This is a genomic window from Bacillus sp. LB7 (assembly GCF_030449715.1).
GTDB lineage: Bacteria > Bacillota > Bacilli > Bacillales > Bacillaceae > Bacillus > Bacillus paralicheniformis.
Window position 1 is genome coordinate 1 of record NZ_JASGCA010000027.1, and the last position, 14888, is coordinate 14888.

The window sequence follows — 14888 nt, forward strand, 5'->3', positions numbered from 1 at the left end:
GTCACTCTTGTCATTCGGCTAACCGCAGTTGTCCGTTCTCCATGCCAAAAGGGAAAAATAATCCCCCTTCGGGGAACTAACTCCCTTCGGAGGCAAAAAGAAAAAGGAGGAAAAGACAAAACCATTTTAAAGGAAAGGAGGATCGAAAATGAACATCGAAGTAACTTTCGATTTATATCAAGCACAGGTCTGCAATTCAGACAAATTGGTACAATTGCTTATGCCAGTACCCGAAGAAGAAACCAACGCAGAAAATTATCTTCAAGACCTGGTTTCCTCTTTGAAATGGAAAATAGTTTCTTGCAAAAAGTCAGGAAAGAAGCTTATTCCTGTCAACGGGGATTATCAATTGATCGATGAAAACTAGGTAGCGATTAAAAACACAAGCATAAAGACAACTCAAGGAATGATCAACTATGAAATTAAATTTATATTCTTTTACAGTGAGCAATGGCTTTTCCCCACCAATATCAGGTACTATTCCGGCTTCAAATATCAATAATGTCAGAGAAGAGCTTAAAAAGACGTATTCCAATAAGCTCAATATAAAACCTGATGATCTTGAAATTGAGATTGAACAAATTGAGAAATTAGTAATCTTTCAAGAATAACGATTTTGAGCAGGCTTTATGCCTGCTCCACTAGAAATTCAATCAAAGAAATGAGGTCTAGAAGATGCAAATTAAAGAAAAAGATTTATTGAATTTGTTAAAAAGAAAAGGTTTTGCTTTAAAAACATATGAAAATACAGGATCAGACTTTTATACATTAGTGATTACAGAAAGATCTACATTGGAAAAAATAATGCGCAAGCACTTAGACGAAGATGACTTCTTTTCGTTTATGGAAAACAATAGTCTCGGCGGCTTAGAAATCGTATTGGAAATTCAAACAAACTTCGAAACACCACAATGTGTTTTTACATGGTCTGAAACCACTCACCTCTTTGAAAACTTAAAAGAATTTCAGGGTTATGTCGAGGAATTACCCGATAAACTGTCATGCTGACCCTAGTTTGTTTTGGTAAGGATCTTGAACGTCCACCGCCATTCACTACAATACCGGCTGTTCTGGTTCCTGGCTGGACGTTCAAACCAAAAATCATCTTAAATTGAAAGAAGGTTGAAACAATTTGTTTGAATTGTATATAACACCTGGCAAGAGTAAATGGCCATAACTATACAGTGGTTTTCAACAAAAACTTCACTGAAATTGATAAGCTAATAAAAGCAGACAACAAATCAAAAAAATGATCATTGTCTCGAAAACAGTTCTCCTTCGAGACAGTCAAAAGGAGAAGAAAAATGTCTAAGCAAATTGATCAAATTCAAAAAGTTAACTATGGACAAATCAAAGAAGCACTGCAAACTTTTTATCAAAAGCATCATGTAATCATGACTGAAGAAATGGGGCGAGAACTGTTTGATATTGTTGATTTAATTGACAAGGAATCTTCAAGACATTAAAGAGTTCATTTATAAAATCGGAAGCAAAATGTAGGAGGGTGAATTTAAATGACTAAGCAAGTGAGATTAATTAGAACAATGACATACGAATACACTCCAGATCCTGAAGATTATCCAGAAGGCTATACATTAGAACAAATGGCTAGATTAGATGCTGAACACGATGATCCCAATATATTGTTTGCATACGCTCATACAGATGAAGTTACTTATGAGATCATTAATGGTAAAACAAATGAATTTACCAAGTCGTTTCTTGAGGCACTCGATGATTTAGCAAGTGGCAATCAGCAATTTGCACAAGGAGAACTTTTTAAAGAAGGTGTTTATATCACATTTGATAGATCAAGTGAAATTTTACAGTTGGTAGATGCTTCGGGGACCTTTCGCAACACTCACACTGCCACTATTAACAAAGATATGTTCACGCAAAAATACAAAACCTTTAATGTCGCAAACAAAAAAGAAATTGGCTTAGAAGGCTAACATCAAACAAACACGCAAAGGAGAAGCCATAATGTTGATAAAAGTAACAGAAGCTCTTTGAAATAGAAGAAAGTAAAGTATTCGGCAGCTATACCGTAAAAAGAGTAAACAATAGTGATTTTGATGTAATTGAAAACGGAAAAATTGTTTTTAATGGCGAAGACTATGAGATAGCCGTTTCTCAATTCCCAATACTAAAAACTCAACTCAATGTTGGAAGGTCTTTTTTTGGCTACGGTGGGCGTTTGGTGTTTGAAGCACGCCGTTCTTCCAGATCCCGGACCGATCGTCGGCCGTTTTTCTTGGCCGCACCCGCAGGACTAGCTAATTCCTACAGCTTATGCTGCCTGGTTCCTGACCACGGCGGGCGCTTCGGCCCGCTGTTCTTATGGACCCGGGCTGATATTTGGCCACCGTATTTCGCCAAGACTCGGCTGTCCGTATCCATGGTAGCAAGACCGCTGGAAAGGCAACTTCTTGAAAGGTTGAAACAAATTTTTCAAAGTAAAAATCGAAATTCAATTTTATAATAGACAATTTGAAAAAAGAAAGAAGTGTTACTTATGGTAGGTAATAATAAATTAATTGCCTTCACAACCAAGCATAAAAAAACAAATGATATTAAAGGATAGGATGCTTCAACGGTACTAGCAATTTGCGAATGATTTTTCACAGCAAGTAAAAAGCGATACCGGTAAAGAAGTAGTAGTGGTTTATAATTGGAATACCGGATTTTCCGGTATATTTGTGGAGTTATATGCTTTTGAAAAGTGAATTGCGCCGCAGCCGCCCGCCTGGTTCCTGGCCACGGCGGCGCTCAGCGTTTGCCGGACTCTGTTTTTCCGGATTCCGGACCGATCACTGACCGGACGTTCATATTTAATAGTGAAGTAAAGGAGGATTTTCGTGAAGCACATAAATCAATGGCTTTCAAAAAGCCAAGCTAACCCTGACATACCGTACTAGGTAAATGTTCAGGAAATAGATGATGCAACTGAGGTAAAACCTTTCAAAGCAAAAATCAAAATTCAATTTCATAATAAAGAATTCCAAAAAAGAATGTTTAAACTGAACAATCACAATCGCTATTATTTTGAATGGCGTTTTGAATATCACAACACCGGAACCTTTTTCAAACCTATAGATGAAATGAAAGCTGTCTTTACCATGAAAGAAGCTATACTCAATCAGACAGCTGATCTTATTGTTAAAGGTTTAGTTGATATTTTTGATTTTACGACTCTATTCAAAGATTGGCCCACCGACACAAAAGTTAATGTCAAGGAAGTTTTTCGCGGAAAGGTATTTCACTTTAAATCGAAGAGTGAAAGAGAAATATTCGCCGAGGGAATCAAGCCTTTTCTTGATGCTTTCCTGGATGAACATTATAAAAGCTACCAACAATTAAATCGTAACGTTGACTGGCTTAAATCCTGAACTAAATATTGGCCAATTCAATCACGCCGGTTCATTTAGGGACGAGAAAGCGAGAGAACTAAAGGAGTTTCTTGAAAAACACCATTCTTTAATGGATTCACTCAGTGACGGAATAAAACAATTAAGACGGGGGCAATGACAAATGAAAACATGTCCATACTGCGGCAGCAAAGTCGAGAAACTAGACCATTTGCGATATTATTGCGAGTTCTGCACCATGAACATTCCTTCAGATCTTGTTAAAGAAGACGGTGTAAGGATTAGTGTGATTTACAAAGAACGCGCATCAAAAAATGATCTGGAAAAAACCACGCCTGAATTGATGCTTCTCCCTACCGTTGATCTTCTTTTTTTGCTAAAAGAGGCAAGAAAGCAACGCAGCAATGCAACAAGCGAGATATCTAAAATTAAAAAGGAAATTCAAAAAGTGGGAAGTACTTCTTCCTTTAAAGAAGCTTACGAGGTACTCAATGAAGATTATAAATTCTTCACAAAAAAAATGTATGTAGTTGAAAACATTATTAAGACACGTTTAGGCTACATACCACCGAAGTTGGACAAACACTTTTTTGATAAGTACCTTAAAAACGTAAAGAACAAAACAAAGAATTTGGAACCAATGATTGATTTCAGCAAATACAATGACCGAGACATAAATGACATTTTAAAATCCTAATGAAAGGACCAGTGCCGATATGGAGAAACATAGACTTGCTGATATTGTGTTGCAATGCGGTTTTTGGGGACTAATTGGTTTGTTTGTAATCCTTTTTTTCAGCGTTTTGAGTTGGATTTCAAGTTTGGTTAATTAAGGGCGCAAGCAGAGCAATAGCAGTACATCCCCAGTTTACACATGACCGATCTAAATGTATTATTATATATAGTCAATCTTTATGCTTGAGGATTGATTGCTACCGTATCCCCGGAATTAGACCATCCGGGGATTTATATTTTTCTGTAGTTTATTCCATCCCGACCACCCCTGTCATTTTCGTTTATTAATCGCTTCTGTATGTTTACAGTGAGGATATCTCGAACAACCAAAGAATTGTTTTGGGGTATTTCTATTTCTTAAAATGAGATCAGAATTGCATTTAGGGCATTTTCGAGCAGCCGGCTCTACTACTTCATAAACCTGTTTTGGTGTCACCTCTGGATTTACTTCCAATATCAGTTCTTGAAGTTTTAAACGATCAATTAGCCGAACATTGCATTTTTCGGCAGCCCACTTTGCATTTTTTGTAAATTGACTATTTGTTATAATCCAACTTTCCTTTGCATCATAACAAAAGCGTGCTCCTAACGCTTGAAAAACAGCATCGACGCCTACTTTATTTCTCACACCATATCTTTTTGCCTGAATAACAATACGATTTTTCCCCTCTAGGATCACATCAGCGCCATAATCATGGCTTTTAGAGGTCACCATAGGCTTGTACCCCATTTTCTTCAACAGTGCTTTTAAATAGACTTCAAATTGAAAACCATCCATTTTGTCGATATCCCTTATCCCGGATCGAGCAAGGACACTCATCGTTTTTTTGTTTTTAAACCACTGTAATATCTTTGGCATTCCTAAGATTAGGAATAAAATAAACATAACCGCCAAGAGTTTTCCTAATGTTAAGTTTCCTATAATGTGCATGATTCTACTCCTTTATAGAAAAAGAATCCCTTTTTATAGGGATTCTCTTTTTTTCATTACTTCAATGAAAGGGTTAATTAAAATGCGAATATTATCTTTCAATTCATGCTCCAGCCGTTTCATTTTCGTTATACATTGACTTAATTCCCAAATCAACATATCCCTATTATAATCCGCGAATAGGAGAAAGGGTAAATTGTGAATGGCTGAAGAAATAACATTACACACTTCATTTGCTTTGTTTAAAACTTTCTTTTCAAACATTTCAGCTGTAAGTGCTCTTATCGATATAATACCAGTGTGCAAAAATTCATATCCAAGATCCTTCAGCTGTCGATCGTTCATTTTATTTAGATCATTTTCAATGTCGCTTAAAAGCAATTCCTTATTCATTTTAAGCTCATTCACGGTATCTCTCCTTTTACAAATTTTTAAAAAGCTGACCCATAGAGTCAGCCTACCTAGTAGTTGTAAAAATCGGCAATGTTCCTTATTTCTTTTTTGAAATCAGGAGTATCAGGTATATATGAATATTTCTCAGCTACTTTACCGCAGCAAATTTCTCTTGCCGAAAACCAATCAACATGAATAATCGTTAAATGACCGGTGTATGGGTTAACTTCAATTGTTTCATCGTTTATTTGATCACGTTTTACACGATCGATCAACCAAGTATTCCTAATCAGGTAATCCCAGTCCTTTTCTTCTAGTTGCAGCAAAGGCAAATATTTTCTGTATTTATCAGTTGCATTTTTTGCGTTAAAGAACTTTTCTAGGATTACAGCTAAGTGACGTACATCCATACAACCGTCATTGCTGACTAACTCCTCAAACTCAAAATGAATAAATCCTAGAGTTTTCACAAGCATTTGAGGCTTGATCTCACAATCTATAAAAATAGAGTATTTGTCATGATCCGTACTATAATAATGGTCGATTTTATAAATCATTATTATTCTGCTCCTTTGATTCGCATTCGATGGCTAATACAACTGCTCCCTAATTTCACTCCGCAAACACAACCATGTTTTTTTCTTTATTGAAAACAACCTCTTTTTCGTAAGCGTTACCGGTTTTACTTTTCAATTTCATTCTGACACGTTTCCCTACAAGGAGCTTTTTAGCTTCAGCCTTGCCGATTTTCTTTTTACCGCACTTTTCAAGATTGTTTTTCCACAATGTTGTTTTACAGCCTTCTTTATATCCGCTACATGAATATCCTTTTTGGTTTTCATACATATCCCTGCCACAGTTCGGGCAGCTTGCTATGACTTCTTTTTCAGTCGATTCTTCTTTTGAAAACTCCAGCCAGCTTTTTTCTTTATTGAAAATAACCCTTTTCTCATAGGAAGTACCTTTTTCTTTACTTTTCAATTTTACTTTGACACTTTCCCCGGCAAGAAGTTTTTTGGCTTCAGCCTTTCCAATTGTCTTTTTACCAAACCTTTCAAGACTATTTTTCCACAATGTTGTTTTACAGCCCTCTTTATACCCGCTGCATGAATATCCTTTTTCTGTCTCATACATATCGCGGCCGCAGTTGGGGCAGCTTGCTATGATTTCTCTTGCTGTTTCTGCTTCTAAGGATTTGATATTCTCACTTATTTCTTTGGCTATTCCGTAAACAAGATCCTCAAGTTCCTTATAAAATTCATCTGGAGTCAGATTACTTTCTTCAACATCAGCAAGCATACTTTCAAAAACGGCTGTCATTTTCGGACTGTAAAGAAGAAAGTCTTCAGGCATCATATTAATAACGCTTCTTCCCAATGGTGTTGATATCAGCACTTCTTTATTCTTTACTACTTGCCTTTCAACAAAATTCCGTTTACAAAGCACCTCGATTATTTCAGCTCGGGTGGCAGGTGTCCCAATACCTGATTTTTTTATGATTTTTTTATCCTCAGCTTCTTCAATGAACTTATGTGCGTTCTCCATATCTTTTAAAAGCGCTGCCTCATTGTACCTTTGCGGCGGCTTAGTTTCTTTTCTTTTTAGCCCATAGTTATCAATGTCGTCCATTTTAATGTTTTTTAATACCGGCTGCTGAATTGCATCATCGTAAATTGACCTCCATCCTTTTTCAATAAGGGCTTTTTCATGGGCTTTAAAAACATGCTCCCCATCAGAAAACTCAGCGCTTGTTTTTTGATAAACTGCTGGCGGATAAAATGCTGCCGCAAATCGTTTGAGAATCACATCATAAAGCAACTCTTCCTCTTTACCAAGGCTTTCAGGTTTCTGTTTCGTAATGATAATCGCCTCATGATCAGTGACTTTTCCCGGATTAACAAAGGATTTCTCAATCTCATATCCATTTTCAACAATATGAGCAATTAAAGGATGATCTTTGTGCTGTTCTAACAGTGCTGGGAATTCTTCTGTACTCGCTACAAACCTTGAAGACGTTCTCGGATAAGTGACCACCTTGTGCTTTTCATAAAGCCCTTGCAGGATATCCAACGTTTTTTTTGCTGACCAGCCAACTTTTTTGTTCATTTCAATTTGTAAAGATGTTAAATCAAACAGCTGCTTCGGTTTTTCTTTTTCAACCTTCTCGTCAAATGATAAACCTTTTCGGTTCCCCAGGGCAGCCAAAATACTCTCAGCATCGTCTTTTGTAAGTTGTTGATCCTTTTCAAGTACTAATTCGAATTCACCTAAGTCCTGCTTCTTTATAGGAGCCGATATAGTATAATGCTCAACCTTTTTAAAGTTTTCAATTGTGTAGTCTCTTTTTACAATCATGCTTAAAGTCGGCGTTTGAACCCGTCCGAGCGAAATAGGTGTTCGACTTGAAGATAAACGTGTAGCAAGGATTGTAGAGTTGACACCAACTAAAAGGTCAGCTTCTTCACGAAGCTGACCAGCTGTAGCCAAACCTTCATATTCACTTCCGTCTCTCATGCGAGAATACGCTTTTTTAATACCACTTACCGTATTATCTTGTACCCACAACCTTTTAAGTGGTTTTTTCACACCACTCAGTTTATAAATTTTCCGGAAAATATGCTCACCCTCACGACCGGCATCAGTTGAAATGACTATGGTTTCGGCTTTTTTCATCAATCTAACAATAACGTTAAATTGCTTTTTCTTATCCTCAATAATAGAGAGTGCCATATTTTTTTCAAAGTACGGTAAGGTCTCTATTTCTGCTTTCCAGTTTAATTGCTCCGGCCCCTTTACTTTAACAAGATGACCAAAAGCGTAAGTGAACACTTTTCCATCTTCACCTAACAAATAACCATTTTTCTTTTGAAAGTTCCCACTTAATGCCGCAGCATAATCTTCGGCTTGAGAAGGTTTTTCACATACAAATAGTTCTTTCATTGTTTTTTCTCCTTTCTGGATTTCATTTAGCAAGGTTAGATGCTATTTCCCTTGTTATTGTTTTGATCCAGCCTATAAATTCACCTTTAAAATGGCAAATCATCATCCGAGATATCAATTGATTTTCCGTTATTTGCAAATGGAACGTCATTGTCATTAAAGCTGCTTCTTTGATTAAAATCACTCTGCTCCCTTCCGAGTGAATCCGGAACATTTTGTCCACCGCCAGATCCAGCGCCATTGCTTTTTGGCTCAAGGAATTGAACCCTTTCAGCTTGCACTTCCGTTACAAAGACACGTTGACCCTCTTGATTATCATAGCTCCTCGTTTGCAAACGTCCATCTACACCAACAAGGCTTCCCTTTTTAAGAAAGTTTGCGACGTTTTCGGCTTGATTTCTCCAAGCCACACAGTTGATAAAGTCGGCTTCTCGATTACCTTGTTGGTTAGTAAATGTTCGATTTACTGCAAGTGTAAAGACTGCTACAGCTTTTCCATTGGGTGTATAGCGTAAAATAGGATCTTTTGCTAATCTTCCTGTCAAAATAACTCTGTTTAACATAGCCTTTTCTCCTTTTTAATTATCCTTTATCGACCTTTTTCTCGGCCATGTCGCAGCCCTGCCTGATCCCTGTAGCTACGGGGTTTCCTATGCCGGCGGGCGCTTTGCGTTTGCCGCACGCTGTTCTTCCGAAATCCGGACCGATCGCTGGCCGTTTTTCTTGGCCGCGGCCGCCGGCCTGACTCATCCCTGCACCTGGTTTCCTCAACTTTGAGCGAGTTATAAGTAAATTACTTGTGATCTTTGTACTCTTTTTCTTTTCGTGTCTTGTATAGCTTTGTACACTTTCAAATGGTTTCTTTCATAGTTTTGAGAGCTATCATTTAAAAAGTTTCGGAAAAGTAGATTCACAGATTTTCGATTATCTAAGAATTTAAACATACTTGTTCACCGTTCCTTGTATAGGAGTTATTAAATAAGAACATTGATTAAGCATAATTAAACTTACTGCAGCAAACACCAAAAAAGAATAAACTAAGATTCCGAGCCACAGTCTTGATGATTTTTTATTCATCTTTAAACACCCTCTTGCATTTTAAATTCATTTGATCCATTTTCCATCAAAGTTCCTTGAAAGCAATCTCCAGAAAATAATTAAAGGAATCTCAATATAAAAAAACAGCGTAACAAAGAGACTAAAGATTTGATTAGCACTCATATCTTTAAGATCAAACCCAGGCGGCAAGGGGATATTATTTCTGCTAAATATCACAAGAGTTGCAATGGCTATATAAGTTAACAAACCTAACTTTATTAGGTTTAAAATTCCTTTGGATACCTTGTGGAAAAGAGGGTAAAGTGAGTTGTTTTTACAAAAGTGAGCACGATCTATTAGTTTAACCTTTTCGAATTCTAAACTCGACGTACTATGTTGATATTTTGGCCGGAACACCTTTCTGAAAATTGTCTTCCTTTTTAATAACATCGGTTTATCGATGATACCCAACTTCTCCAAAAACTTCCTCGCTTCTTCCCATGATAGAATATCCCTTATATGATTAGTCAAATAAGTATCAGAAAAGAGAAAATGCCTTTTTAGCCCCTTATACTTTTGTGCCAGCTGGTATAATCCATAGCACTTCGTCATCCGAACACACTTAGCGAAATCTTCATCATCCGAGAACTGCGGGGCTATTATTTCTGCAAGCGTTTTAATTTCTCTTTTATCCTCTTTTTGTTGGTTGCTTTTATATATAAAAATTTCGAACTGTTCACCAGGTGGCTTCAAAGAATTTTGAAATGTTTCTTTGATTATGATGCCTTCTTTTTTTAAACACTCTTGGATTTTGGAATATAAATTAATCTTTTCGCAGTTCAATTACATCCCCCTCTTTCTTTTATACACAAAAAAAGGGAAGCATTTGCTCCCCTTCAACCAATCCCTTAATTGTATTCGAGCTTGGTGTAGCTTCATCTTTCCAAGTCCGGTATCTTTAATGAGTTGTGTTTAATCATTTGTTGTTTTGGAAGTTCCAGATCCATAAATTGTTCTGCTCTTTCAATAATTTTCTCAAAAGAAGGCCTATTAGCTTTAGATATCCCATCACTTGATTCAAATACACTTAATTCTTTTTCTGTTGCTATTGAGTATCTGTCTACATCTAATAAGTCTTGCGTGATGAGGATCACTTTTTCGTCATTTCGATTATAAGGATTGTCTGTCTGTGGAATAACCTCAATATCCTTTACAACTTGGGCCATTACAAAATCATTAGGCGTACCTTTATCAATTCTTAAATTCATTGAGTTAATTATTGAATCCAAATTAGGATCTAATAAATCGTATTCTTCTAAAATGATATCTCCCTTTTTTAAAGATTCAATTGCTACCTTCATATACTGATCATCCCTCAAAATATCCCGCATAACAGGACAGTCATAAACTATATTTTGCCCAAAATCATCATCAAACGCTTCATGAATATGGGTATCAAAAGTTCTTTTGTTAAATTCTAATATCTTCTTGTTAGGGATCATTTTCATTTCAATACTAGGAACCATCCCTTTAACAATAGCACCTGTGAAATCAGCAGAATTATCAATTGAAGAATACTGCAAATCAACCTCTTTGCAAGAAGCATTATTGAATTTTATGTTTTTACCGCAAACCTGCTCGAACACTGCTTTCTCAAGTTCAGCATTTTCAAAGGATACTTCATCCAAATTTCCGCCAATAAACTGCGTTCCCTTAGCTGTTACATTTTTAAAGTTTGCTTTGTATAAGTCTGGAGAGTATAGACGTAAACCACTTATATTCGCCCCTTCAAAAGATACTCCGCGTAAATTAGCGTTTGCGGGAAAGGCCAACCCTCTTAAATCAGTATATGAAAAATCCGGGGCAACAACTGTATGCACAACGTCTCCATACTTTTCTTCAGCCGTATTTAAATCAGACACAGCCGCCAAAAATATTTCGTTTTCAACAACCATTTCATTTAACTCCTGTTGAGATATTTTTTTCAATTGTATATGTTGCACAAATTTCCCTCCTTTGAAATCAAAATAAAAACCACCGTCATGGTTTACTACTTAGACGATGGTTTTGCTGTTTTTTTCTTGTTTTCTCGAATCACTTCTTGTAATTCCTTACTGGAGATTCTGGTACTCCTCATTTCACCGATGGTCCCTAATACAACACTGTTTTTAAAAGGCATCTTTGGATAAAACGAACTTCTTATAAGAGCCTCCTTTAGCAATAGCACTCATCCTCCTTTACCTTGATATTTCTATATTATCATTTCAATTCTGCCAAAAGTGTGCCACTTTACTGCCACTTTACTGCCAAGTTTTCATTCGCCTATTTCATATTCATGTTCATTTTGAATCCCATGTATACGTTCAAACTCTTGCTGACTCCTCCATTTTTCATATGATCGATCCATCGCTCTATTCATTTGCTTCAAAGCATATAAAGTTGATATATTGTTTTCGAATTGTTTATTATTTTTTAAAGACACACTTCTTCGAACCGGACGCCTTTTTCGATTGTAATCAAACGACATATTATCACGTTCTGAAACATAATTCTTCATTTCTTTTAGAACAGTGTTCCCTAACCTGGTATACAAGTCATCAATCTTTTTTTGCTTATATTTTTCATATTGATCTCGTTTTTCCTCTCCAAAAGCTTCACGCATCACTTTAACTTCTTCATTCAATTTTTGTTGGAAGTTCTCAAAATCTTTTTTGTGGTATTTTTCGATATATATCTTGCTAATCTCATCAATTTTGGGTCTAACGTGATCTATTTTGCCATAATTGTATTGCCAATATTTTTTTTCTGCGGGAAGTTCATTAATAACTTCTTTAAAAAGTTTTTTTGTTTTTCGATCTTTTGAAAGAGAGACTTTTTCTTTTCCTTTAATAATTTTGCCTCTAACAATTTCGTCCAACAACGCTCTTTCTTGACTACGGTCCATTATATAATTGCCTATCTTGGATTTCATAGCTTCTTGGGTTTTCCTTTTAATTTTCCCTCTGAATTGTCCATTAGGCATTATTTTACGAGAAGGTGTAAGCTCCACCGTAGCAACGTGGATATGAATATTATCTGTATTCAAATGAATTGAACCAGTCCAGATTGCTGTATCAGTCATTTTCTCTTTTTCCAACATTGTATCCATCGCTTTACGTGTTGCATTCTTTAATTTATTTTCGTCCAAAGAACCCGTCTTTGAATCATAAACCCCATGCTTTTCAAGCCACTCATTCCGAAAACTAAATACGTCTTGCCATAAAACACTTTGCTTTTGTTCGGCAATTTTAAAAAGCTTTTTTAATTCCTTTTTACCTTCTTCATCGACAAAATCAATATCCTTTGTAAAAAGGCCATTTGATTTTTTTTCATCTTCCATATAGTTCATATAGTCATGATAAGAATCAAATAGTTCAAGATCATTTTCTTTTTCTTGAACTGCTTCTTTTCTTCCAATGTAATTGATATATCCATTGATGCCGCCGTATAGTTTTTTTGCTTCTTCTGCAACAACAAACTTCTGAATATGAACAACCCCTGCATTCTTTACCAATTCCATTACCTTCTTTTCGAATTGTCTTTAACCTGTTTAAACCTTTCAATTCGTTTTTTCACTATATCAAGAGCATCAGCTAATGCAGGCGACATATACTCTTCAGATGACAAGCAATTCGCATATTCTTCTTTAATCAAAATGGTATTAAGCAATTCAATAATGACCTGTGAGTTCCTATCGCTGTTATTTGTTCCGAGCCTTATCCTCGTTAAGTGATTACTCAGCTGCGCCGTTACTTCTTTCGCAATTCTTTCTTCAATAGGAGTCGAATTATAATTCGCTGCTAAGAAGTCAATTGCTTTTCCTTTTGAGCTTAAATGTTGTTCTTCTTGAATCGCTAATATCACATTCATTGTTTCTTCTTTTATTCGAAATGTATCTTTCACCAGGCTCATACAAACATTCCCCCTTCATCCTTTGCAAACAATGCATCATAAATTTCCTCTGTCATTTTTAAATTTTTCTCCAAGAGCATGTTTGTTCTTTTTTGCTCAATTGCTAAATCATCTTTTAAGTCTTGTAAGGAAGCTGACGCAGCATGATTTTCAATTAACAACCGCAAATAAGGTTCTCTTTTCATCCCTTTCTGTTTTGCTAATTCGTCTATTGTTTTAACTGCACCGGCATTTAATTTCCGTACTTTAATCTCCATTTCAGTCGCTCCTTTTTCACAATCATTTCTTTTTTTGTAGCCTGGGGAAGGAAACAAACTGACCAATTACAAAACATAGGTGTCCTACTCCCCCAAGGCAACGGCGGGTAGCGAGAGAGAAAAAAAGAGCATAAGGGGTTTTTGTCCCCACCGAAGGTGTGGAGTTAGGCAGAGCCTAACAAAACCCTATACCCATGATTTCTATTTTTGCCATACGTTTGCCACACCGTTTGCCATACACTTGCCATACTCTTTTTCTTAAAAAAACGCGAAAAAAAACGCTTTAACATTTAATCCAAATATCTAATTTCCACACTTATATTGCTCAAACCAACGGATTTTTGCGGCTTACTTTTTCAGTGTCTTTTCCGCGTCCTTCAGCTTTAAATTCAACTTTTCAATTTTATCTGCATAGTCTTTTGATGTATTTGTGAGCTGTTCAATTGCCGTTTCAGCCTTATTAATTTCTTCTTTTTTGTTCGCAATTACAGAATCAGTATCCAATTTTTCTTTTTCAGTTTGATACTTTTTGTTTTCTTCAAGCTCGTTAATTTCAGCTTTTGTCTTGCCGATCAATTGACGTTGTTCCGGGATCATTTGGTCAATTTTTTGTTTCTCTTCCTTTTTTGTTGAAATTTCTTCTTTTATTCCTTTAACCAAGTACTCCTCTTTGGTTAGAGTTTTAAGCTTATTGTTCACTTTAACCTTTCTGTAGTCACCATAAATCGTGACAGATGCAATATCATTTTCAACATTTTTTTCTGTTTCTTGATTTTCAGCGAACAGATCAACTGAGTACAAATGACCCAAGTTCACTGCCTCATCTTGTTCTTTTTCTGTAATAACAATACCTACTACTTTGTAATCTGTTGGGATCTTATTAATGTGAAGCACATACATATCATCATATTGAGCAACCACTTCTACGGGAATTTTTTTCATAGGGTTTTGTTTTTCTTTTGCAAAAAACGTTAAATTGTCATTTGCAATTCCACCTTTAGAATCAGCTTTAATGATAACCTCCATCAACTCTTTCTTTGGATTGTACTCCCACTCTTTTAAGACAACTGCATTATCGCTTAACCCTTCAACTTTTTCGTTAAACGGGGTTTGAAGAATCGGAGTATCATCCCACAAAGTGATTTTACTCGTTAATAGAAATACAAAGACCATCATTCCAACTAGCGCAATTACAAGATACGAGGCGCTTTTTTTATTCTTTGTTAACTTAATTTTTTGTGCCAATCTTTATGTCCATCCTTCCATTATTCATCT

At 36.0% G+C, this 14888-nt stretch carries 19 protein-coding genes; 7 read left to right on the forward strand and 12 right to left on the reverse strand.

Translation table 11 applies throughout. From position 1 onward, the window contains the following. Positions 1–148: 148 nt before the first annotated feature. The 7 genes from QMZ64_RS21265 (at position 149) to QMZ64_RS21295 (ending at position 4065) form a co-directional block, all read left to right on the forward strand. Entirely contained in the window at positions 149–367 is a 219-nt protein-coding gene (locus QMZ64_RS21265) for a hypothetical protein (RefSeq protein WP_301441545.1), read from the forward strand. 49 nt (positions 368–416) lie between these two features. Beyond that, positions 417–611: a hypothetical protein gene (locus QMZ64_RS21270; protein ID WP_301441546.1), complete on the forward strand. Its 195-nt coding sequence runs from the start codon at positions 417–419 to the stop codon at positions 609–611. A 64-nt stretch (positions 612–675) separates the two neighbouring features. Next, a complete protein-coding gene (locus QMZ64_RS21275) occupies positions 676–1008 on the forward strand; it encodes a hypothetical protein (RefSeq protein WP_073461449.1) in 333 nt (110 codons plus the stop codon). 296 nt (positions 1009–1304) lie between these two features. Then, complete coding sequence (locus QMZ64_RS21280; protein ID WP_301441547.1) at positions 1305–1466, forward strand: hypothetical protein; 162 nt, start codon at positions 1305–1307, stop codon at positions 1464–1466. A gap of 48 nt (positions 1467–1514) precedes the next feature. Next, complete coding sequence (locus QMZ64_RS21285) at positions 1515–1952, forward strand: hypothetical protein (protein ID WP_224991039.1); 438 nt, start codon at positions 1515–1517, stop codon at positions 1950–1952. Between the two features lie 1059 nt (positions 1953–3011). After that, positions 3012–3389 carry a hypothetical protein gene (locus tag QMZ64_RS21290; RefSeq protein ID WP_025809642.1) on the forward strand — a complete coding sequence of 126 codons (378 nt, stop codon included), beginning with the start codon at positions 3012–3014 and terminating at the stop codon, positions 3387–3389. A gap of 142 nt (positions 3390–3531) precedes the next feature. Then, positions 3532–4065 (forward strand): hypothetical protein, encoded by a 534-nt coding sequence (locus tag QMZ64_RS21295; protein WP_025809641.1) that lies wholly within the window; start codon positions 3532–3534, stop codon positions 4063–4065. Between the two features lie 309 nt (positions 4066–4374). Here the strand turns inward: QMZ64_RS21295 and QMZ64_RS21300 are convergent, their stop codons facing one another. The 12 genes from QMZ64_RS21300 to QMZ64_RS21355 form a co-directional block, all read right to left on the reverse strand. Then, positions 4375–5034 (reverse strand): restriction endonuclease, encoded by a 660-nt coding sequence (locus QMZ64_RS21300; protein ID WP_025809639.1) that lies wholly within the window; start codon positions 5032–5034, stop codon positions 4375–4377. A 33-nt stretch (positions 5035–5067) separates the two neighbouring features. After that, a complete protein-coding gene (locus QMZ64_RS21305) occupies positions 5068–5442 on the reverse strand; it encodes a hypothetical protein (RefSeq protein ID WP_025809637.1) in 375 nt (124 codons plus the stop codon). Between the two features lie 53 nt (positions 5443–5495). Then, positions 5496–5984: a hypothetical protein gene (locus QMZ64_RS21310; protein WP_025809635.1), complete on the reverse strand. Its 489-nt coding sequence runs from the start codon at positions 5982–5984 to the stop codon at positions 5496–5498. 55 nt (positions 5985–6039) lie between these two features. Then, on the reverse strand, positions 6040–8367 hold the full coding sequence (locus QMZ64_RS21315) for a DNA topoisomerase (RefSeq protein WP_301441548.1): 2328 nt from the start codon (positions 8365–8367) through the stop codon (positions 6040–6042). Positions 8368–8453: 86 nt separating this feature from the next. Beyond that, positions 8454–8930 carry a single-stranded DNA-binding protein gene (gene ssb / locus QMZ64_RS21320; protein WP_025809630.1) on the reverse strand — a complete coding sequence of 159 codons (477 nt, stop codon included), beginning with the start codon at positions 8928–8930 and terminating at the stop codon, positions 8454–8456. 19 nt (positions 8931–8949) lie between these two features. Beyond that, positions 8950–9117 carry a hypothetical protein gene (locus QMZ64_RS21325; RefSeq protein ID WP_155266819.1) on the reverse strand — a complete coding sequence of 56 codons (168 nt, stop codon included), beginning with the start codon at positions 9115–9117 and terminating at the stop codon, positions 8950–8952. Positions 9118–9471: 354 nt separating this feature from the next. Then, the gene (locus QMZ64_RS21330) at positions 9472–10248 is read right to left on the reverse strand and encodes a hypothetical protein (RefSeq protein WP_025809628.1); all 777 of its coding nucleotides are present in this window, start codon (positions 10246–10248) and stop codon (positions 9472–9474) included. A gap of 92 nt (positions 10249–10340) precedes the next feature. Then, the gene (locus tag QMZ64_RS21335; protein WP_025809627.1) at positions 10341–11408 is read right to left on the reverse strand and encodes a pentapeptide repeat-containing protein; all 1068 of its coding nucleotides are present in this window, start codon (positions 11406–11408) and stop codon (positions 10341–10343) included. 311 nt (positions 11409–11719) lie between these two features. Further along, entirely contained in the window at positions 11720–12958 is a 1239-nt protein-coding gene (mobP2, locus tag QMZ64_RS21340) for a MobP2 family relaxase (protein WP_238550068.1), read from the reverse strand. Between the two features lie 5 nt (positions 12959–12963). Beyond that, positions 12964–13356, reverse strand: a complete 393-nt coding sequence (locus QMZ64_RS21345) for a hypothetical protein (protein ID WP_025809623.1) — start codon at positions 13354–13356, stop codon at positions 12964–12966. After that, positions 13353–13613 (reverse strand): hypothetical protein, encoded by a 261-nt coding sequence (locus QMZ64_RS21350; protein ID WP_128739523.1) that lies wholly within the window; start codon positions 13611–13613, stop codon positions 13353–13355. Before QMZ64_RS21350 ends, QMZ64_RS21345 begins: the two co-directional genes overlap by 4 nt. Before the next feature lie 348 nt (positions 13614–13961). Beyond that, the gene (locus tag QMZ64_RS21355) at positions 13962–14858 is read right to left on the reverse strand and encodes a hypothetical protein (protein ID WP_301441549.1); all 897 of its coding nucleotides are present in this window, start codon (positions 14856–14858) and stop codon (positions 13962–13964) included. Positions 14859–14888: the final 30 nt, after the last annotated feature.